This window comes from bacterium, assembly GCA_037128595.1.
GTDB lineage: Bacteria > Verrucomicrobiota > Kiritimatiellia > CAIKKV01 > CAITUY01 > JAABPW01.
Genome location: JBAXWB010000017.1, coordinates 77674 through 97171 on the forward strand (window position 1 = coordinate 77674; position 19498 = coordinate 97171).

A 19498-nucleotide genomic window follows, 5' to 3' on the forward strand; every position below is an offset into this window, starting at 1 on the left:
ATTATGAAGATTTTTACAGGTACAGCGAATCCGAAGTTGGCGCAGAACATTGCCGACTCGCTTGGCATCCCATTGGGGAAAGCGATGGTCAACCGTTTCCCCGATGGCGAGACGGCTGTGAAGATCCTTGAAAACGTCAGAGGCCGGGATGTCTTTATCGTCCAACCCACCTGTCATCCGGCGAATGAAACCCTGATGGAACTGCTGATCATGGTGGATGCGTTGCGTCGTGCCTCCGCCGCCCGGATTACCGCAGTAATGCCTTTTTACGGATATGCCCGGCAGGATCGCAAAGATCAGCCCCGCGTTCCGATCACCGCCAAACTGGTCGCCAATATCCTGGTGGCGGCGGGAACCAACCGGTTGCTGACGATGGATCTGCACGCCCAGCAGTTGCAGGGATTTTTCGACATTCCCGTGGACCATCTGTATGCGTCGCCGGTGATTGCCAAACATTTGATTGATAAGAAATTAAGCAAGCTGGTGGTCGTCTCCCCGGATACCGGTGGCCTCAAGATGGCACATGCCTATTCCGAGATGCTCGGGGCCGGGCTGGCCATTGTCGCGAAACAGCGCAAGGGCCCCAGTGAAGTGGAAGCATTGACCATGGTCGGTGATGTTCGCGGATGTAACTGTGTCCTGGTGGATGATCTGGCGACCACGGCCGGAACCCTGACCACGGCAGCCCGCATTCTCAAGGAAAATGGCGCCGAAGGCATCTATGCGGCCGTGTCGCATGCGGTGTTGACGGATGTCGGGGTTGAGCGGTTGAAAAACTCTCAGATCAAGGAACTGGTGGTCACGGATACAGTGCCGCTGCTGGCGAACCCGAATGGATTTCCCGTAACGGTGCTTTCCGTGGCGGGATTATTGGGGGAAGCCATTTTGCGCATTCATGACAATCAGTCAGTATCGTCGTTATTCAAGGTTTAGGTTAAGTTGAAAGGGAAAAGGTAAGTATGGGAAAAGAAATTAAATTGTCTGCGAGCAAACGCGAAACCTCCGGAACGTCGGCTGCCAAGGCCTTGCGCCGGACAGGCTTTGTGCCTGCCGTTGTGTACGGGGAAAAAGCCGCCTGTTCGATCAAGATCAATGGTCGTGCTTTCGAGTCGATGATTACGCATAACGCCAGTGAAAACCTGATTGTGGATCTGGATGTGGACGGCAGCGTGGTCAAGGCGTTGTTGCGCGAGGTCCAGCATAGCGTCATCAAGGGCGAAGTGCTGCATGCTGATTTCCTGGAAATCTCGATGACCAAGAAGATGCGCGTGACCATTACGATCGAGCTCAAGGGCGAGCCGGTGGGTGTGTCGCAACAGAGCGGTATCCTGGAGCACTTGCTGCGCCAGATCGAAGTCGAGTGTCTGCCGGGTGACCTGGTGGATTCCTTCGAGGTGGATGTGACCGAACTGGGCCTGGGCAAGACCATGATGATCCGGGACATCAAGCTGGATGCGAAGTACACGGTGTTGACCGCGGGTGATGTGGCTGTGGCCACGGTGGTGGCGCCTCGTGAGGAGAAGGTCGATGAAGCCGCAGCGGCGGCAGCAGCGGCTCCTGAGGTGATCGGCAAGAAGAAGGAAGAAGGGGCGGCGGAAGGTGCAGCTCCTGTGAAGGGTGCGGCAGCTCCTGCGAAAGGGGCGGCAGCTCCTGCGAAGGCTGCAGCGGCTAAGCCTGCCAAGAAATAATCCGTGAAAATAGTAGTGGGACTTGGCAATCCGGGTGCGGAATACGAGCGAACGCCGCACAACATGGGTTTTTTGCTGGTGGATTGCCTGGCGGAACGCTTGGGTTGCAAGCTGAAAGCCGGTTCAAAATTTGATGCGTTTGTCGGGTCTGCGGTGTATGCCGGCGAGGAGTTGATCCTCGTAAAGCCTCAAACGTTTATGAATAATAGCGGTAGGGCGGTCGGGGCGGTGTTAAATTACCGCAAGGTAAGCCCGGCGGATCTGCTGGTAGTGGTGGATGATGCGGATATTCCGCTCGGAACACTGCGCCTCCGTAAAAAGGGTAGCGCAGGTGGACATCGGGGATTGGCGTCAATCAACGAGATCCTGGGGACGACGGAATACGCACGGGTACGGGTCGGGATCGGGCGTGGGGCGACTCACGATGATCTGGTAGACCATGTGCTTGGAAAGTTCGGACGCGAGGAGTGGGCGGTGGTCCAGAAAGCGATCGGGGAAACGGCTGATGCTGTTCAGGTCATTCTGGAAAAAGGCATGGATTTTGCGATGAACCGCTTTAATGCCAGGCAGGAAAATCCGGCCGGCTTAGACGATGTAACGGCAGGAGGAAAAAAGCAGTGAATATGTACGAAGGATTGTTCATTTTTGGTGAAACCGTTCAAGAAGAGCGTTTGAAGGATCTGGCCGCTTATGTGACCAGTGAGATCGAAAAAGCCGGCGGCAAGGTTCTGGAATCCCGCGATATGGGACGCCGGTCATTTGCCCGGATTATGCAGAAAAAAGAGTCCGGATTCTACTTGTCGGTCACGTTCCGGATTGCTGCCGACAAGATCAGTGTGCTGACCTCCCGCTATCATTTGAATGACGATGTGTTCCGCGTTCAGATCACCCGCGTGGATGAGAAGTTGCTGAACAAGACGCCGGCAGTGGCCCCCGCGGTCCCTGCCTGATTTCGGAAGGGTGTCTCTTATGGCCACGATGAATAAAGTTTTCCTGGTTGGAAATCTTACCCGCGATCCCGAGGTGAGCTATTTGCCCTCGGGAAAGGCGTTGGCCAAAATCCGGATGGCGATCAGCAATAAATACAAGTTGGCCTCAGGCGAAGAGCGCGAGGAAACCTGTTTTGTCAATGTGGTCGTGTGGGGCAAACAGGGTGAGGCGTGCGGACAGTATCTGTCAAAAGGCTCGCCACTCCTGGTGGAAGGCCGCCTGAAATATGATGAATGGGAAAAGGACGGCCAGAAGCATAACCGCCTTGAGGTGGTGGCCGACCGGACCCAGTTTATCGGTGCTCCGAAACGCAGCGCGGAATACAGCGATGCTCCGGACTCCCCTGTGGGCGAGATTCGCCCGGCTCAGGTGGTCCGGGGAGGCGCGGCTCCCTCTGCGGCTGGGGATGTGCCTCCGACCGGGGATGATGATAATTTGCCGTTTTAATTTTTAAGGAGAAGGAAGACTAGTTATGGCTATGCGAGAGAACAACAGTGTAAACATGGTATCGAAGCGTCGTGTGCCTCAAGTTGAGAGCATCAAACATATTGATCCGCGCGACTACGAAATGCTGCGAAAATTCACCTCCGAACAGGGCAAGATTCTGCCTGCACGGTTGACGGGTGCGGCACCCCAGTTGCAGCGCTCAGTGGCCCGCGCGATTCGTCGTGCCCGGGTAATGGGATTGTTGCGCTAATATTGATAGGAGCAAATTATGTCGATTGAAATGATTTTGATGCAGGACGTCAAGGATCTCGGTACGGCCGGACAAGTGGTCAAGGTGAGCGATGGGTACGCGAGAAATTACCTGGTTCCCCAGAAACTGGCAGCCGCCGTGACGGAAGGGAACCGCCGCCAACTCGCCAAACTTCAGGTGCAGCGCGAAATTGAGCGCAAGGCCGCGAAGGAAAAGGCGCTGGATCTGGCCGCAGCCATTCAAAAGGGGTCATACACCATTCCGGTCAAGGTGGGCGAGGGCGACAAGCTCTTCGGTTCCGTGACCAGCGGGGATGTCATCAAGTTGCTGGCGGCTCAGGGGTTTGAGCTGGATAAGCACGCGGTGGAACTTGAACCGATCAAGGAATTGGGCGCCTTTGATGTGACCGTCAAGGTCGGTGTCGATGTCGAGACCCTCATCAAGGTGTGGGTCGTGCAGGAATAGTTCCTATGGCCAATGAAGCCCCTGTCTCGTCCAAGGTGACGCCTCTTGAGCGCGTTCCACCGCATAGCGAGGACGCGGAGCGGGGGGTGCTGGGGGCCGTGTTGCTCGATGCGGATAAGGTCATGGACCTTTGCATCGAACGACAATTGGCTCCCGATTCTTTTTACATCCCCGCCCATCGCGTCATATTTGAGGTCATGCTGGAGCTCGCTCATGGCGGGCGGCCTCTTGATTTGCTGACGGTGGGTGAGCGCCTGAAGAGCACCGGGCTACTGGATCGCATAGGAGGCCCCACCACCCTCCATCGGATTGTGGATGCGACGCCTACCTCCGCCCATGCCGAATATTACATCAATATCGTCCGGGACCGGCATTTACTCCGGGAGGTGATTTCCACCTCCCGGCGGGCTGAGCAGAGCTGTTACGATCCCACGGTCGAGGCCTCCCAGGTGCTGAGTCATGTGGAGCAGGCGTTCTTCGATATCACCGCCCATCAGCATGGGCAGATGCGTCCCTGGCCAACCATGGTGGATGAGATCATCCGCACTTTTGATAATGAGCAGAAGGGGTTCCAGGGCATTCCCACCGGGTTCAGGGACCTTGATAAAATGATCAAGGGGCTGAAGCCCGGCAATATGGTGGTGCTGGCGGCCCGGCCCTCGATGGGGAAAACGTCATTGGCCATGAACGTGGTGGAGCATGTGGCCCTGGGGAAGGCGGACCCTGAATCCCGTCCGCGGCCTGTCGGGGTGTTCAGCCTGGAAATGTCCTGTCTGGATCTCGTCAAACGCATGATCTGCTGCCATGCTGGGGTATCCGGGCATTCGATTTCTGATGGCTTCATTTCGGCGACCAACCATGCCCACTTGATCAATGCGGCCAATCTACTGAAACATGCCCCTATTTTTATTGATGATAGCGCCGGGCTGGATATCATGGAGTTGCGGGCCCGCGCGCGCCGGATGAAGAGCAAACATAATGTTGAGCTCATTGTCATTGATTATCTCCAGCTCCTACGTGCGCCGGAATATTCCCGACACGGACGTCAAGTTGAAATCACCATGGTCTCCGCCGGCATCAAGGGAATGGCCAAGGAACTAGGGGTTCCCGTCCTCGTGTTGAGCCAGCTCAGTCGTGCGCCCGAAGCCCGGGGGGGTGAGGAAAAACCAAAGCTGTCGGATCTGCGTGATTCGGGATCCATTGAGCAGGATGCGGATATTGTGATGTTGTTGCGACGCCCCTGCCGGACTTCAAATGATGCGGAACGGGAAGATCGCACGCTGGCGATTGTGGAGATCGCCAAGAATCGTAACGGGCCGGCCATGGAAGAAGTCAGGATGGCGTTTGATGACGCCTTCACCCGATTCCGTGACGCGGCGCATGGCGTTGATGAACCTGCCGTTCAGCCGGCCTATTTACATCAGGAGATCCGATGACTATGACGGTAAACCGTATCATTAAACTCGTTTTGATTGGACTCGTCATGGCGTGTCCCGCCCTGGCTGAACCGGTTGTGAAGGTGTTGAAAATCAAGACGGTGGGACCGGTCCCGGCGGATGAGCAGATGATCCGTTCCTATATTGCCGTCCGGGAAGGGGCTCCACTGAACCGGGCGGAGGTGGCCAATGATGTGCGCTCCCTGTTGGCCTCGGGAAAACTGGCGGATGTCACGGCCGAGGTGGATGTCAAGGGGGACGGGGTGTCCCTGGTGTATGTGGTGCGCATGAAGTATAAACTGGTGAATCCAGTGCGCGTCAAAGGGAATAAAGAGCTTAGTGTCGCCAAGGTTCAGGATATTGTGGGATTGAATCCCGGTGATTTCATCGATGATCCCACCATTGCCGCCAGGCTGGTGAAATTGACCGAGGAATACCGCAAACGGCTTTTCGCCACTGCTAAATTGGATGCGGGCATGGACCCGGTGGCCGGACAACCGGGGCAGGTCTCGCTCCTGATCAATATCCGCGAAGGGGATAAGGCGCAGATCGTCCGCTATGAGTTCCCCGGCAGGAAATCGGTAGAAATGTCTGTCATCCGGGAGGCCATGGAGATCATGGCCTGGTACAATCCCTTAAGCTGGTTTCATAAGACCCCTTATAATGTCGAAGAGTTATCGTCGGGGTGTGAGCGGATCCGGGCGGTTTATAAAGATGCCGGCTTTCTGGATGTTGAAATCAAGCCCCCGGTGAAGCGCGAAGAGGCACCGGGACGGTATATCATCTCTGTGCCGATCCAGGAAAATCTGAAATATTCCATTTCGAAAGTCTCGATTTCCGGGGCCACCATCTATCCTGATGCGCCGCTGTTGAAGGCCGCCGACCTCAAGATTGCCGGGGAGGCCTCCACCTCAATCATCAATAAGGCCGCCGATGCCATTCGTGACTACTATGAAAGTCGCGGGTATATGGACACCTATGTGCAGCCCAAGCTGGATCTCCGCGAGAAGGCCGGGGAAGTCGATGTCCGGTTTGTGGTGAATGAGGGCCGCCTGACCACTGTCCGGAATGTATTGGTCCGGGGGAATAGCGTTACGAAGGATAAGGTCATCCGGCGCGAATTGCTGATCTATCCCGGGGATCAATTTGACGGCGTGCGGGTACGGACGACGGAGAACCGCCTGCGGAATCTGGGATTCTTTTCAAACGTCAATTGCGAACATGAGCCGGTCGGTACGACCAATAAAACAGACTTGGTGTTTAATGTGGAAGAGCAGCGGACGGGTCAATTCATGACCGGGGTCGGGTTCTCGAGTATTGATAAGCTCATCGGATTTGCCGAAGTCAGTCAGGGCAACTTTGATATTAGCGGCAAGCCTTTTGTGGGGGCCGGACAGAAAATCAAACTGCGGGGAGAATTCGGGTCGACCCGGGAAGCCTACACGTTGTCATTTGTCGAGCCGTGGTTTATGGACCGGAAGCTGTCGTTGAGTGTGGACCTGTACAGTGTGAAGCAGGACGATCGTGATTATGAAGTGCTCCGGCAGGGGGGCGCGGTCGGACTGGGCGTCCCGCTATGGGGCCCCAACCGGCTGGATTTCAAGTACCGGCTGGAACAGGTTTCGACCAAGGATTCTGCAGATACCAATGCGTATGTGGTGGTGGATAGCGCTGGGGATACCAATGTGGTGTACTTTTCGGATCCCCGGCGGTTGGCCAGCTCGGTCAGCAGCACGTGGACCCGGGATACCCGGGATAACTTCTTTGTGCCGACCCGGGGTTCAAAACTGTATACCCAGGGAACGTTTATGGGCGGGCCGTTGGGATTTGATACGGATATTTATGATCTGGAGGCGGGCGGGCAATTATATATTCCCCTGTGGTGGAAGCATGTGCTGAGTTTCCGGGGTCGCGCGGAAGTAGTCGATACTTATGGAGATATGGAGGAAGTGCCCATTACGGAACGGTTGTTTGCGGGTGGTGCCCGAACAGTTCGAGGGTTCCGCTATCGCTGGGTGGGTACCAAGGCCGTCCGGGCGGATGGGTCACCGGATGTGCGTCCCGCCGGCGGGCAGAGTCTGGCCGTTGGCAGTGCGGAATATACCATTCCAGTGCCCGGTATTCCGAAATTCAGATTTGCCACCTTCTATGATGTCGGCAATGTATGGTATGATCCCTACGAATTTGATTTCAATAAGTATGCCGCCGGGGTCGGTATCGGGTTGCGTCTGGATATCCCGGGTTTCCCGATGCGGTTTGATTATGCCTGGCCGGTAAAGAAGGATGATCCCAGATCGAGAACTGAAAACTGGAGTTTCTCAATCGGGTATGGGTTTTAACAGAAATAGGAGTAGCGTATGAAAAAACAGATGATTGCAGGGTTGGCGCTGGTGGGGTTCATGGCAGGTGTGGCGGGAGCGGCAGAGCTTAAAATCGCCGTTGTAGACACGGCCCGGATTCTCAAGGAGTATTACAAAACCGAACTGGCGGAGGCGCACATTCAGCAGCAGCTTGAGGATTTTTCCGCAGAACGCGACAAACTCATGGCGCAGCATAAAAAAATGAAGCAGGAATTCGAGACCCTGCGTGCTGAGGCCGAGAACAAGGCGTTGACAGAAGAAGCCCGCGAAAAAAAGAAAGAGCTGGCGGAAGAGAAGCTCACTACGGTCATTGATTTTGAAAACACCATTCGCGATAAGGCCGCCACCCGGAAAAAGGAATTGGAAGGGGAAGGTCGCAAGATCCAGGGCGAACTCGCCAAGTCAATCAAGGCGGCGATTACGGCCTGCTCCCAAAAAGGCCACTATACCCTGGTGCTGGCCGATGGCGGACTGCTCGGCAATGGCCTGGAGTCGGTGTTGTATGTGGATCCCCTGATGGATATCACCGACGAGGTTTTGAAAATTCTGAATGCCGACAAGGCCGCCTCCAAGGAGTAAACTTCCATGACGTTTACGATTGATGAAATTGCCGGAAAACTCGGGGGCCGGGTGCAGGGGGATGGCTCTGTAAAAATCAAGAGCGTCGCTTCGCTGATCCAGGCAGAAGCCGGTGATCTGTCCTTTCTGGGGAATCCTCGCTATCTGCCGGATATGACCAAAACACACGCCAGTGCCGTGCTGGTAAATGAGGAGTGGACGGGGACGTCGGCGGTAACCTTGATCCGGGTTAAAAGCGCGGATGCCGCCTTTGCGCAGGTGGCACTCTGGCTGGCGCGTCCGGTCATCAGCCATCAGCCGGGAATCCATCCGACGGCCGTCATTGCAGCTGATGCGAAAATCGGCAAGGACGTTACCATCGGACCCCTTTGCGTGATTGAGCCGGGGGCGGTAATAGGTGAGGGAACCGTGCTCGTGGCCCAATGCTATATCGGCCATTTTTGTGAAATCGGGCCGAAATGTCTGCTCTACCCGCAGGTGACAATACGCGAATATTGCAAGGTGGGCGCCCGGGGAATTCTGCATAACGGGGCGGTCATCGGAAGTGACGGGTTCGGTTACGTCAAGGAAGCCGGACACTGGAAGAAAATCCCGCAGGTGGGCATTGTGGTACTGGGTGATGATGTCGAAATCGGTGCCAATACCACCATTGATCGTGCCCGTTTCGGTGAAACCCGTGTGGGCAATGGGACCAAATTGGATAATCTGGTTCAGGTTGCCCATAATGTCACCATTGGCGAGGATACCGCGATGGCGGCACAAGTCGGGATTGCGGGAAGCACGCACATTGGTGACCGCGTCCAATTAGGCGGTCAGGTAGGGGTTGCCGGGCACATCGCCATCGGGAGTGATTGTATCGTGATGGCTCAAGCCGGATTGTCCAAAGATGCACCCCCGGGATCCATTCTTTTTGGTTCTCCCGCGATGCCGGCGCGTGAGGCAAAAAAACTGCATGCCCACACGATGCGTTTGCCGGAACTGAAAGAGAAATTGGTGGCACTGGAATCCAGAATTAAACGTATTGAGGAGAGCGTATGAAGGTGTTTTTGACTGGCGGAGCCGGATATATCGGTAGTGTAACCACGGAGTTGCTTCTCAATGAGGGACATGAGGTCGTGGTCTTCGATAACTTGGAACGGGGACATAAAGCGGCGGTGGACAAGCGGGCCAAGCTCGTGGTTGGCGATTTGCGCGATGTCGGCCAGATTCAGCGGGCGATGAAAAATGCCAAGCCGGAGGCCGTGATGCATTTTGCAGCCTATGCGCTGGTCGGGGAGTCCATGACAGATCCCGGCATGTATTTCGCCAATAACACCACCGGGGCCACCAATCTGGTGGATGCCATGGTGAAATTTGATGTTCCCCGGATTGTGTTCTCGTCCACCTGCGCCACCTACGGGTTCCCGGATAAGATTCCGATTACGGAGGATACGCCCCAGCGCCCGGTGAACCCCTACGGCGAAGCCAAACTGATGTTTGAAAAGGTCCTGTTGTGGTACGAAAAGATCCACAAGATTCAACCGGTTTTCCTCAGGTATTTCAATGCCTGCGGGGCCACGGAGAAATTCGGAGAGGATCATGATCCCGAAACCCATATCATTCCGAATGTCATCAAGGTGGCTCTGAAGCAGCAGCCGCATGTGAATATTTTCGGGGATGATTACGATACGCCCGATGGAACCTGTATCCGCGACTATATTCATATTGTCGATCTGGGGCGCGCCCATATCCTCGCCCTGACCGGCAAGGCGACCGGCCCCTTCAATCTGGGAACCGGCACAGGGTTTTCGGTGCGCGAGGTCATTGATGTGGTGCGCAAGGTTACTCAGCGGGATATTCCCGAAGTGATTTCACCCCGCCGTCCGGGAGATCCGGATCGTCTGGTGGCTTCAGCCTTGAAAGCTAAAAAAATCTTAAAATGGACTCCCCATAATTCTAATTTAAATGATATTATAGAAAGTGCGTGGGCATGGCATCAGGCCCATCCGGATGGCTACAAGAAATAAGACATGCCCGTTTAACATTGCAGACAGTAAAAGGAATCGTTGATTATGAGCAAAGCATCACCTAAAACCCCCGCGGAAACCTCCACCAATTCCGCTTTGAATGCCGTTCTGGCCCAGATCCAGAAAGAGTTCGGCGACGGCGCCATCATGCGTCTCGGCGAGGCGGAAGGCCGGAAAGAAATCAGCGTCGTACCGACCGGCGCTCTCTCGTTGGACATGGCGCTGGGTGTGGGCGGGTTGCCGCGCGGCCGGGTGGTTGAAATCTTCGGACCGGAATCCTCCGGCAAGACCACGTTGACCCTGCATGTGATTGCCAACGCCCAGAAGGCGGGCGGGCTGGCAGCGTTCATCGACACCGAACATGCAATGGATCCGGGGTATGCCAAGAAGATCGGCGTGAATTTAGACGATCTGTTGGTGTCCCAGCCGGGTTCGGGGGAAGAGGCCCTCAGCATTTGTGAGACGCTGGTTCGCAGTAACGCCGTGGATGTGGTGGTGCTGGATTCCGTTGCCGCCCTCGCCCCCAAGGCGGAGTTGGATGGCGAAATCGGGGACTCGCATGTCGGACTTCAGGCCCGCCTGATGTCTCAGGCGATGCGGAAGTTGACGGCCGCCATTTCGACCTCCAAGACGCTCTGCATTTTCACCAACCAGATCCGCGAAAAAATCGGGGTCATGTTTGGAAGTCCTGAGACCACCCCGGGCGGGCGGGCACTGAAATTCTACTCTTCGGTTCGTCTGGATATCCGGCGTATCGCGGCCATCAAGGACGCCTCCGGCAAGGTCATGGGCAACCGGACTCGTGTGAAAGTGGTGAAGAACAAGGTTGCGCCCCCGTTTGTGGAAGCGGAGTTCGACATTCTGTTTGCCCGCGGGATATGGTGGGATGGTTCTGTCATCGATAGCGCCATCGAACATGGATTGGTCGAAAAACGCGGTTCCTGGTTGTTTTATGACGGGGCTCAGTTGGGGCAGGGGCGTGAATCCGCGGCAGAAAACCTGTCGAAAGATCCCGCATTGTCCAAAAAACTCGTGGACGGTATCAAGGCGAAGGTCAGTGCGGCCCGTCTGTAAGGGAGCGTTCCGTTATGGCGCTTTTGGCTTCTTATTCTGATCCTGCGGATGCCGCGCTGGCGCTGAATGCGCTCCAGCGCGGTCAGATCCCCGTGGAGCGCCGCGTGGTGGAAGACCAGGGACTTGAGTTTGTCGAGATGCATGTTGCAGACGACGGGTTTGATCGCGCCTGTGAGGTCATTGAAGCCCATGACGCGGAATTGATGGAGGCGCGTCAGAAAGAAGCCCACCAGCAATCCGGGTGCCCGTCCTGCGGGGCACCGGAACTGAAGCGTCGCGACGATATCGATTGCAGCGGATCCATCACTGGCATCACCTATGTGATGGAATGCCAGAAGTGCGGGAAACTCTTCCCCCGGTAGACTTCAATTCACTTGAATGGAGGGCGCCGCTCCTTCGGCGCCGGGCTTGCTACCGTTTTTTGCTGGCCCACTCGGCTTCGGCGCGAATGGCAATTCCACCCCGCGGATTGAAAGTACCGGTCACTTTGATGCGGCGTGGCTTGATGGCCTTGACGATATCATCCAGGATCCGGTTCACCACTTCCTCGTGGAAGGTGTTGTGGTTGCGGAACGAGTACAGGTAAAGCTTGAGTGCTTTACTTTCCAGGCAGAGCTTATTCGGGACGTATTCGATTTTGATATGGCCAAAATCCGGCTGATCGGTGATAGGACAGCGACTGGTAAATTCAGGGCAATCGAAGCCCACCACATAGTCACGGTTGACGTAAGCATTGGGAAACGCTTCGAGCCTCGCTTTATCGGGACTGTCCGGATACCGGGTGGTGCTATGGCCCAGCAGGGTCAGTTCTTTGATGTCACGTTTGTGCATATTTGCTCCATTTCTTTCTTCACTCTTCTGCATACTGCCCGTTGCTTTCTGCTCACTATTTTTCCGTCATGACCCAGACGCCGCTCCATTCGGGGGGAGGGGTGGCCAGGAGGGTCTTGCATCGGCGCACATAGGCTGCCGCCGGAGCGTCCTGTGATTCAATTGAAGCGAAATGCGTCAGGGCTTCTGTCAACGAACCCGCGTAATACCGGGCAAGTCCCAGGGCAAAGCGGTCCAGCACTTCATGGTGTTCCGCCGCATAGTCCGGGAGCATGGGTTCATAGACGCATACGGGCTCCTTGCGGCCCACGACCTGAACCCGGGCGATTTCACGCACCGCGATGCGGTCATCGAGCTGCTTGCGGGTATGGCTGGAAATCAGCAGCGAGGTCCCGAACTGTTTGTTAATCCCCTCCAGGCGCGCCGCCAGATTGCCGGCATCCCCCAGAAAGGTATAGTTGAAGCGCTGGCGCGAGCCCATATTGCCGACCACCACCGGGCCGCTGTTGAGGCCGATGCGTTGATACAGTTCCGCCCCGATCTGTTCCTTGTAGCCGGGGTTCAGTTCGGTCAGTTTGGACTGACACTCCAACGCCGTGTGGACGGCCAGTTGCGCATGATCCTTCTGGGCAAGCGGGGCATTCCAGAAGGCGATAATGGCATCGCCCTCATATTTATCCACCGTGCCGCCATGGCTGTAGATGATATCGGTCATCGCGGTCAGGTAGTTGTTGAGCAGGGCGGTCAACTCCTGAGGATTCAAGTGCTCCGAGATGCTGGTGAACCCCCTGATGTCGGAGAAGAAAATGGAGAGCTCGCGCAGTTCGCCGCCGAGTTTGAGCCGTTCCGGGTGCTGAACCAGTTCCTCGATGACGAGCGGGCTGAGATACTGTTTGAAGGCCCCTTTGATGAACCGCTTCTGCTTACCCTCGGTGGCATAGTTCAGGGCGAGGGCGCCGATCAGGGCGAGGGTGGTGGCGACGAGCGGTGCAAGAATAGGGAGCCAGAGTCCTTGTGTATAGGCGAATCCTCCAGTCAGGATGGGGATGGTAAAGAATACCACAAAGGCCACAAGAGTTTGCCAGGTATGGCGTCCGAACCGGACCGACAAGGAGGCGGCGCAGGCCAGTAGCAGAATCAGCAACATTCGCCAGATTCTTGGTGTTTCACGCATAATCTCCGAGGAAAGCAGGTTATCCAGGAAGGTGGCATGGATTTCGACCCCGGGAAATACGGAATCTACCGGGGAAGCCTTGAGATCAAACAGGCCGGGAGCTGTAAATCCAAAAAAAACATAGGTATTCCGGAATGATTCCGGATTGATCAAGGGGGCTTTCCCTTCACGGAGCAACATCTCGGACTCAATGATGGCGGCAGCGTTTACCGTTTTGTGCGTTTGCGAACGTCCACGGTAGCGAAGAATGGCGCATCCATTCCGATCGAGCGGAATACGATGGTCGCCAACGGTAAACCAGGGGAGTTCCATATGCATGGTTTGGTTGGTGGTTGACGCCAGCCAGACTCCCAGTCCCAGCGACGGAACAATCCGGCCGTCAAACATGCTGAACGGACGGATGCGGCGATAGAGGCCATCACGATCCGGATTTCCGAAAACCGTGGCAAGCAGCGTAGCGTTGGAGCCAACCTCAGGAATGGGGAATGACGCATGGGGTAATTGGAATGTATTGAGGGACGCTGGATTTTCCGTGGTTATTTTAAATTGCGGAGTCGGGATGCTGTGCATCCAGTTGGTGCTGCCCCCGGTTTCCTTCCCTACAAAAATGGCTCCCACGAAACCCGGAGTGGCGGCGATGGCTTTCCCGAATTCGGCGTCATCATCAACCCCCAGACTGGAGGGCTCGCTATAGATGACATCGAAGGCGACGGCCTTGACATGTGCCCGGGAACAGAAGTTAAGAATGGCTCCATAAACTTGCCGGGGCCAAGGCCATGACCATCCCTGTTTGGAGCCCCAGTCCAGACTGTATTGATCCAGGAAAATAAGCCGGATTTTATCAGTGTCGGTTCCTGGCTTGGCAAACCAGGTCGCCCTTAGATCCCAAGTAAGGGACTCGCCCCGGTTCATCATGCGGGGATAAAACTGGGAAAGAGCCAAGGTGCAAATGGTAGCAAGCAAACCAATACCCAGTGCCTGCAGGAGGCGCAAACGCAGCGTACTGGCTGATTCCTTGCCCTCCGCCGGCACCTTACAGTCCTCGCATATTATCGTTGAATCGCGCCTGACGCACCGCCGGCTCCACCGCAGGGGTGGTCCCGATCAACTTCGTCAGTTCCGTGATCCGGTCGGCGGGGGGAGGGTGGGTCTTGGCAAAGTCATGGCCACCGGGCTTGAGCTGCTTCTCCATCTGTTGCAGCATGGCGACCAGCCCGGACGGGGAATACCCAGCCCGCTGGAGGATGGTTACCGCCGCCTTGTCTGCATGGAATTCGTACTTGCGCGCATATCCGCTGTTCACCATTTTTGAAGTGATGTCGGAAATGGAGCCTTCGAATGCCTTGGTCAATTCAGCCACATTACTGCCCGCCAGGTTTTTTGCACCCTCGGCTAACAAGGTCGTGACGACGGCAGAATAGCGGCTCTTATCAATGGCCTGCATGCCATGGTTCAGCTCCACATGGCCGATTTCATGGGCCAGGACGCCTGCCAGTGCTTCTTCATTCTTGCAACAGCGGAGCATGCCACGGGAGACGAGAATCAGGCCCCCGGGCGCCGCGAAGGCATTGATGTCAGGCGTGTCCATGACCAGGAAGTGATAGCCACCGAAGGTCTCCGGCTTGTCGGAGAACATCGCCAGGTATTGGCCAACCGTATTCAGGTAGGTGGTGAGAGCCTTCTGATCATAGGGTTTATTCTGGGAAAGAATGGTGGCCGCCACGGTGCGCCCGATATAGTATTCCTGCTCGGGGGTCATGGACTCCGAAGCCTTGTCAATGGCACCCGCGCTCTTGTTGATCGACTCGGCCTGATCTTTAGAGATCACGCCGGCTGATGAGGCCAGCTCAGTACCCATTTCGGAAATTTTCCCCAAGGTGCCGCAGCCGGCTACCAGCAGGCATAACGAAAAAGCGATCAGATAGCGCGGGTTCATTTTGCACCTCCGGCGGACTGAAGCTTACCGTCTTTGGCGAATTCCTGGAGATCGGATATCGGGATCTTAATTTTCTCCATTTTATCGACTGGGGCGAAATTGATCTCCTTGTGGTTATCCTTGAATTGTTTCTCCACATCGGAATTGAATCCCTTGCCCGCCAGTGCCATTTCGCCGCTGGAGGCGGTCGTCTGGGCGCCAGCCCCGGATTTCATGACAATCGTCTTCTTGGTGAGCGCGGAATTATGGAGCCAGCCCGATTGGCCGGAGGCACTGACTTGCATCCAGGCACCATTCTGGGATTGAACTGAAACTTTATCGCCATAGGCGAGTGAAGTGACGACTTTCCCTAAATAAGAGGGGGTTTCCCGGAGCTCCGCCTTATTGATCTGAACACTCATGATGGTGGCGGTAGCGGCGACTGCGGCTGCCAGCGAAAGCCCGAATACCCCTAGAGCCCAACAGAAACGTTTCATGTTCATATGCTAAAACTCCTTTTGTGATAATGACTATATAACAGACACTTATCCTCCTGCAAGCCGGTGTACAAGATCTTTTCTTAATGATATCGTCGGTTGATCTATGAAAGTCGTATTTCTGGCCGTCAATTGTTCCTACTCCCATACCAGTCTCGCGGCCTGGAGTCTCCGTGCCATGGTGGATGAATCCGTCTGGGATTGGCGCACCCTGGAGGTGACCATTAAAGATTCACCGGCCAAGGTATTGTCAGAGCTGATTGACGCCAAGCCGGATGTAGTGGCCGCCACGCTTTACCTCTTCAACCATGACTTTGTTGTCGGGATTCTCAAGTCGCTGCGTGTCACTTCTCCAGACTGCCGGATTGTGGTGGGCGGACCGGAATGTCTCGGGTCTAACGAGGCAGTGGCCGGCCCTGATGGATTTGCCACGATTGCCGTTCGGGGGGAGGGAGAAGTGGCCCTGCCCGAATTGCTTGAACGTTGGAGGACGGGGCAGCCGTGGTCGGATATCCCGGGCGTCTGTGGCTTGGATTCCCAAGGGGTCTATTGTGATCAGGGAACGGCGCCTGGCGTAGAGGACTTTGATGCGATCCCTCCCTTCTATCCGCGTGAGCTGATGGGGTTTCAGAAGCCTTTCATCCAGTTGGAGACATCCCGGGGCTGCGGGAACGGTTGCCTGTTCTGCACCAGTCGTCACACTGCGCGGCGCATTCATTCACAGGATCGGGTCCGGGCCGATCTGCAGGCCATTGCTTCGGCCGGGGTCAAGGATGTGCGGATTGTGGATCGGACGTTCAATGAAGACCGTATGCGGGCCTTGATGCTGACCCGGCTGTTTCGCGATGAGTTCCCTATGCTCCGGTTTCATCTGGAAATAGAGCCAGCCCGGTTTAATCAGGAGTTGGCGGATGAATTTGCCAAGGCAGGACCCGGCCGGTTTCACCTCGAAGCGGGCATCCAGAGTTTAAATCCCGAAGTGTGCGCGACGATCGAGCGGGGCGCGACGGTCAATCGAACCTGTGAGGGCCTGAAACGCTTATGTCGTTTACCGGATATTGAGGTGCATGTGGATTTGATTGCCGGACTTCCCGGCAGCAAACTGTCTGACATTGTTGCTGATCTGGAGGCCGTAATGTTGCTCCGGCCCGCCGAGATTCAGCTTGAGCGCTTAAAACTGTTGCCCGGCACCCCGCTGGCCGCGGATCCGGCGCGCTGGGGGCTGATCAGCAATCCCATTCCTCCTTATCAGGTCACGCAAACGTCTTCCCTATCCCCTGAAGAGTTGGGTCAGTCGGACCGGTTATCCAAACTGATTGACTGGTATTATAACGCAAAACCACTGCATTTGATCTTTGCCGAAGCGGTTGAAATTGATCCGTCATTTCTTACCCGGTTTGAGGCATGGAGCAGGGATCGTATGGAGTTTACAGTCCGTCCCGGCCTTGAGGCAAGGTTCCAAACCTTGCATGCCTTTTTGCTCACCTGCGACGCCACGCTGGCGGTGGTGGCCGAGCGGTTATGTTACCGGTGGTTCCGGCTTGGGTTCAGTGCCAGAAACGGCCTGCGTCCGGCGGTGTTATGGAAAAATGAACTGCCGCCAGAGGCCGTGCTGGTGGAAGGTGATGCCGGGGCCAGGGTCTCACGGAAGTGGCGGGTTGAATTACATCCGCCGCATCTGTTTTGCTATGGAACGGGGGCTTGCGGCGAACGGGCGGTCGTCGCCGTATATCGTTGCTAAAGCCTTTCATTAAAGCTTGAGCATGATAAGCTGTGGCACATCCGAGGCGGATTTTAAGCGGATCCGCCTTGAGAGATATACGGAGACATGACAGATGGAACCGACCTTGAGCCAAATCGAAATACGAGTGCTAGCCTGTCTGGTTGAAAAATCCCTTTCAACCCCTGAATATTATCCCATGACGCTCAACGCCCTGACAATGGCGTGTAATCAAAAATCAAACCGCGATCCCGTGATGCAACTGTCCGATCAGGATGCCGTGCGGGCGCTGGATTCCCTGCGGGACCGCAGGCTGGCCTGGGCGGTCACGCTGGCGGGCAGCCGTACTCCCAAGTATCGCCACCATATTGAGGACGTCTACCCGTTGTTGTTACCGCAATTGGCCGTGTTGTGCGAGCTGATGTTGCGAGGTCCGCAAACGGTGGGTGAACTCCGGACCCATGCCGGGCGTTTGTGTGATTTTGCCTCCATCGAAGAAGTACTGCCCGTCCTCCAGCAATTAATGGCTTGGACAGGTGGTGGCCTGGCCGCGGTTGCCCCGCGCCGACCCGGGCAACGGGAGGAACGGTATACACACCTGCTGGGAGGGGGGGTCCCTGAGGAGACTGAACTCGGAGGGGGGGCTGGTGAACCCGCCCGCCAGACGGTTATGGCTGAGAATGACCGCCTGGCCGCGCTGGAAATAAAAGTGGCGTCGCTGGAAGATGAACTGGCTCGCCTAAAGGCCCAGTTTGCTGATTTTGCAGGGCAGTTTAAATAATGTATTTCCATAGAAAGGATCAAAAGACTCAATGAAAAAACACAAACATATCATTGTCGGTGTTCATATCACAGATCGGGTTAAGCATGCGGGTTCTGTCCAGAAGGTGCTCACGGATTACGGGGTGCATATCAAGACACGACTGGGGCTGCACGACGTAGATGGAAAGGCCTCATCCTCCAGCGGTATCATCCTGCTCGAATTAGTTGGTGATGAAACAAAATGCTCGTCCATTATCAAAAAGCTCACGGCCATTCGCGGGGTTGAAGCGAAAAAAATAGTATTCAGCCATGACTGATGTGCTCTTGAGCAAAGCCTGTCTGTTTCATACCGACTTAAATAGTTCCGCGGTGTGTCTCGGGACGGCGCTCATGGGGTCAACGATCGCCGAGGCGCACGCCTTTCAAATGCTGGACAGTTACGTCGAGGCCGGCGGTAACTTCCTGGATTCCGCCCGTGTTTATGCGGATTGGCTACCGGGGGGCACCTCTGCGAGTGAACGTACCGTCGGGAACTGGATCAAGACCCGCAAGAACAGGCCTCAGATTATTCTCGCGACCAAAGGCGGGCACCCGCCGTTGTCCGAAATGGGCAAGAGCCGGCTCGCGCGAAAAGATCTGGAGCAGGATATCGAGTTGAGTTTGGGATGCCTGGCGGTTGACCAGATTGATCTCTATTGGTTGCACCGGGATGATCCCGCCCGAGACGTTGGCGAAATCATGGAGACCATGGATGCCTTGATCCAGTCCGGGAAAATCAGGTATTTCGGCTGCTCCAACTGGCGGGTAAACCGGGTCGCAGAAGCCCTCGCGTATTCATCGGCTCATGGCCTTGCCGGATTTGTCGCCATGCAGAACCTCTGGTCCCTTGCCCATGCTGACATGAAGTGCTTTCCTGACGATTCCTTGCAAACGATGGATCCCGCCGCCATCCACTTGTGTCAAGAGAAGGGCCTAGCCATCATCCCTTATTCCTCCCAGGCGAACGGTTTTTTCACCAAATGTGCGCATGCGGGGAAAATGCATTACGATTCCGCCATCAAAGGCCCCTACGAATCGGCGCTGAACTATGCCCGTCTCCGGGCCGCGGTCCGGATCGCCAAACGAATGTCAGCCTCTGTGACTGACGTGGCTCTAGCCTATCTGATCTCCCAGCGTGCCCTGACCATTCCCGTTATTGGCCCCCGGTCCAATGACCAGCTCATGGAAAGCCTTCGCAACCCAGGCCTTCGTCTTGACCGTGAAACCCTCTGCGAACTTGAGGCGGGAGATATCCCTTAACGCAA

General features: G+C 55.8%; 22 protein-coding genes. 18 read left to right on the plus strand and 4 right to left on the minus strand.

Going from position 1 to position 19498, the window contains the following annotated elements:
- The first annotated feature begins 3 nt into the window (after positions 1-3).
- From WCS52_11735 to WCS52_11800, 14 genes are read left to right on the plus strand one after another with little or no spacing between them, the layout of a single operon-like run.
- Positions 4-933 (plus strand): ribose-phosphate pyrophosphokinase, encoded by a 930-nt coding sequence (locus tag WCS52_11735; GenBank protein MEI6167856.1) that lies wholly within the window; start codon positions 4-6, stop codon positions 931-933.
- Between the two features lie 26 nt (positions 934-959).
- Positions 960-1688: a 50S ribosomal protein L25 gene (locus tag WCS52_11740; GenBank protein ID MEI6167857.1), complete on the plus strand. Its 729-nt coding sequence runs from the start codon at positions 960-962 to the stop codon at positions 1686-1688.
- A gap of 3 nt (positions 1689-1691) precedes the next feature.
- Positions 1692-2309: an aminoacyl-tRNA hydrolase gene (gene pth, locus WCS52_11745; GenBank protein ID MEI6167858.1), complete on the plus strand. Its 618-nt coding sequence runs from the start codon at positions 1692-1694 to the stop codon at positions 2307-2309.
- 2 nt (positions 2310-2311) lie between these two features.
- Positions 2312-2638 carry a 30S ribosomal protein S6 gene (rpsF, locus tag WCS52_11750; GenBank protein MEI6167859.1) on the plus strand — a complete coding sequence of 109 codons (327 nt, stop codon included), beginning with the start codon at positions 2312-2314 and terminating at the stop codon, positions 2636-2638.
- A 19-nt stretch (positions 2639-2657) separates the two neighbouring features.
- Positions 2658-3125: a single-stranded DNA-binding protein gene (gene ssb, locus WCS52_11755; protein ID MEI6167860.1), complete on the plus strand. Its 468-nt coding sequence runs from the start codon at positions 2658-2660 to the stop codon at positions 3123-3125.
- Between the two features lie 31 nt (positions 3126-3156).
- Positions 3157-3375, plus strand: a complete 219-nt coding sequence (gene rpsR, locus WCS52_11760) for a 30S ribosomal protein S18 (GenBank protein MEI6167861.1) — start codon at positions 3157-3159, stop codon at positions 3373-3375.
- A gap of 18 nt (positions 3376-3393) precedes the next feature.
- Positions 3394-3840, plus strand: coding sequence for a 50S ribosomal protein L9 (gene rplI / locus WCS52_11765; GenBank protein ID MEI6167862.1), 447 nt, complete (start codon positions 3394-3396; stop codon positions 3838-3840).
- 5 nt (positions 3841-3845) lie between these two features.
- The gene (gene dnaB, locus WCS52_11770) at positions 3846-5276 is read left to right on the plus strand and encodes a replicative DNA helicase (protein ID MEI6167863.1); all 1431 of its coding nucleotides are present in this window, start codon (positions 3846-3848) and stop codon (positions 5274-5276) included.
- Positions 5273-7615, plus strand: coding sequence for an outer membrane protein assembly factor BamA (bamA, locus tag WCS52_11775; GenBank protein MEI6167864.1), 2343 nt, complete (start codon positions 5273-5275; stop codon positions 7613-7615). Before dnaB ends, bamA begins: the two co-directional genes overlap by 4 nt.
- An 18-nt stretch (positions 7616-7633) precedes the next feature.
- Positions 7634-8215: an OmpH family outer membrane protein gene (locus WCS52_11780; protein MEI6167865.1), complete on the plus strand. Its 582-nt coding sequence runs from the start codon at positions 7634-7636 to the stop codon at positions 8213-8215.
- 6 nt (positions 8216-8221) lie between these two features.
- A complete protein-coding gene (gene lpxD / locus WCS52_11785) occupies positions 8222-9253 on the plus strand; it encodes a UDP-3-O-(3-hydroxymyristoyl)glucosamine N-acyltransferase (GenBank protein ID MEI6167866.1) in 1032 nt (343 codons plus the stop codon).
- Positions 9250-10221: a UDP-glucose 4-epimerase GalE gene (gene galE, locus WCS52_11790; GenBank protein MEI6167867.1), complete on the plus strand. Its 972-nt coding sequence runs from the start codon at positions 9250-9252 to the stop codon at positions 10219-10221. Before lpxD ends, galE begins: the two co-directional genes overlap by 4 nt.
- A 45-nt stretch (positions 10222-10266) precedes the next feature.
- Positions 10267-11295 carry a recombinase RecA gene (gene recA / locus WCS52_11795; GenBank protein MEI6167868.1) on the plus strand — a complete coding sequence of 343 codons (1029 nt, stop codon included), beginning with the start codon at positions 10267-10269 and terminating at the stop codon, positions 11293-11295.
- Between the two features lie 14 nt (positions 11296-11309).
- Positions 11310-11657 carry a hypothetical protein gene (locus WCS52_11800; GenBank protein MEI6167869.1) on the plus strand — a complete coding sequence of 116 codons (348 nt, stop codon included), beginning with the start codon at positions 11310-11312 and terminating at the stop codon, positions 11655-11657.
- Positions 11658-11706: 49 nt separating this feature from the next.
- On the opposite strand, the gene queF is transcribed toward WCS52_11800, so the two are convergent.
- The 4 genes from queF to WCS52_11820 are packed head-to-tail and all read right to left on the minus strand — an operon-like array spanning position 11707 to position 15718.
- Positions 11707-12126, minus strand: a complete 420-nt coding sequence (queF, locus tag WCS52_11805; GenBank protein MEI6167870.1) for a preQ(1) synthase — start codon at positions 12124-12126, stop codon at positions 11707-11709.
- 55 nt (positions 12127-12181) lie between these two features.
- Positions 12182-14332 carry an adenylate/guanylate cyclase domain-containing protein gene (locus WCS52_11810; GenBank protein MEI6167871.1) on the minus strand — a complete coding sequence of 717 codons (2151 nt, stop codon included), beginning with the start codon at positions 14330-14332 and terminating at the stop codon, positions 12182-12184.
- Between the two features lies 1 nt (position 14333).
- A complete protein-coding gene (locus tag WCS52_11815) occupies positions 14334-15236 on the minus strand; it encodes a M48 family metalloprotease (GenBank protein ID MEI6167872.1) in 903 nt (300 codons plus the stop codon).
- Positions 15233-15718, minus strand: a complete 486-nt coding sequence (locus tag WCS52_11820; protein ID MEI6167873.1) for an SH3 domain-containing protein — start codon at positions 15716-15718, stop codon at positions 15233-15235. Before WCS52_11820 ends, WCS52_11815 begins: the two co-directional genes overlap by 4 nt.
- Positions 15719-15818: 100 nt before the next feature.
- Here WCS52_11820 and WCS52_11825 point away from each other — a divergent pair, with 100 nt between their 5' ends.
- The 4 genes from WCS52_11825 to WCS52_11840 all read left to right on the plus strand — a co-directional run bounded on the left by WCS52_11825 (position 15819) and on the right by WCS52_11840 (position 19493).
- On the plus strand, positions 15819-17453 hold the full coding sequence (locus tag WCS52_11825) for a DUF4080 domain-containing protein (GenBank protein ID MEI6167874.1): 1635 nt from the start codon (positions 15819-15821) through the stop codon (positions 17451-17453).
- Positions 17454-17547: 94 nt separating this feature from the next.
- The gene (locus tag WCS52_11830; protein ID MEI6167875.1) at positions 17548-18213 is read left to right on the plus strand and encodes a YceH family protein; all 666 of its coding nucleotides are present in this window, start codon (positions 17548-17550) and stop codon (positions 18211-18213) included.
- A 31-nt stretch (positions 18214-18244) separates the two neighbouring features.
- Positions 18245-18511 (plus strand): hypothetical protein, encoded by a 267-nt coding sequence (locus WCS52_11835; protein ID MEI6167876.1) that lies wholly within the window; start codon positions 18245-18247, stop codon positions 18509-18511.
- Complete coding sequence (locus WCS52_11840) at positions 18504-19493, plus strand: aldo/keto reductase (protein ID MEI6167877.1); 990 nt, start codon at positions 18504-18506, stop codon at positions 19491-19493. The genes WCS52_11835 and WCS52_11840 overlap by 8 nt, the downstream gene beginning before the upstream one ends.
- Positions 19494-19498 lie beyond the last annotated feature (5 nt).

Coding starts and splice junctions, on each gene's coding strand:
- WCS52_11735 (MEI6167856.1), top strand. CDS start 4: ATGAAGATTTTTACAGGTACAGCGAATCCGAAGTTGGCGCAGAACATT.
- WCS52_11740 (MEI6167857.1), top strand. CDS start 960: ATGGGAAAAGAAATTAAATTGTCTGCGAGCAAACGCGAAACCTCCGGA.
- rpsF (MEI6167859.1), top strand. CDS start 2,312: ATGTACGAAGGATTGTTCATTTTTGGTGAAACCGTTCAAGAAGAGCGT.
- ssb (MEI6167860.1), top strand. CDS start 2,658: ATGGCCACGATGAATAAAGTTTTCCTGGTTGGAAATCTTACCCGCGAT.
- rpsR (MEI6167861.1), top strand. CDS start 3,157: ATGCGAGAGAACAACAGTGTAAACATGGTATCGAAGCGTCGTGTGCCT.
- rplI (MEI6167862.1), top strand. CDS start 3,394: ATGTCGATTGAAATGATTTTGATGCAGGACGTCAAGGATCTCGGTACG.
- dnaB (MEI6167863.1), top strand. CDS start 3,846: ATGGCCAATGAAGCCCCTGTCTCGTCCAAGGTGACGCCTCTTGAGCGC.
- bamA (MEI6167864.1), top strand. CDS start 5,273: ATGACTATGACGGTAAACCGTATCATTAAACTCGTTTTGATTGGACTC.
- WCS52_11780 (MEI6167865.1), top strand. CDS start 7,634: ATGAAAAAACAGATGATTGCAGGGTTGGCGCTGGTGGGGTTCATGGCA.
- lpxD (MEI6167866.1), top strand. CDS start 8,222: ATGACGTTTACGATTGATGAAATTGCCGGAAAACTCGGGGGCCGGGTG.
- galE (MEI6167867.1), top strand. CDS start 9,250: ATGAAGGTGTTTTTGACTGGCGGAGCCGGATATATCGGTAGTGTAACC.
- recA (MEI6167868.1), top strand. CDS start 10,267: ATGAGCAAAGCATCACCTAAAACCCCCGCGGAAACCTCCACCAATTCC.
- WCS52_11800 (MEI6167869.1), top strand. CDS start 11,310: ATGGCGCTTTTGGCTTCTTATTCTGATCCTGCGGATGCCGCGCTGGCG.
- queF (MEI6167870.1), bottom strand. CDS start 12,126: ATGCACAAACGTGACATCAAAGAACTGACCCTGCTGGGCCATAGCACC.
- WCS52_11815 (MEI6167872.1), bottom strand. CDS start 15,236: ATGAACCCGCGCTATCTGATCGCTTTTTCGTTATGCCTGCTGGTAGCC.
- WCS52_11820 (MEI6167873.1), bottom strand. CDS start 15,718: ATGAACATGAAACGTTTCTGTTGGGCTCTAGGGGTATTCGGGCTTTCG.
- WCS52_11825 (MEI6167874.1), top strand. CDS start 15,819: ATGAAAGTCGTATTTCTGGCCGTCAATTGTTCCTACTCCCATACCAGT.
- WCS52_11830 (MEI6167875.1), top strand. CDS start 17,548: ATGGAACCGACCTTGAGCCAAATCGAAATACGAGTGCTAGCCTGTCTG.
- WCS52_11835 (MEI6167876.1), top strand. CDS start 18,245: ATGAAAAAACACAAACATATCATTGTCGGTGTTCATATCACAGATCGG.
- WCS52_11840 (MEI6167877.1), top strand. CDS start 18,504: ATGACTGATGTGCTCTTGAGCAAAGCCTGTCTGTTTCATACCGACTTA.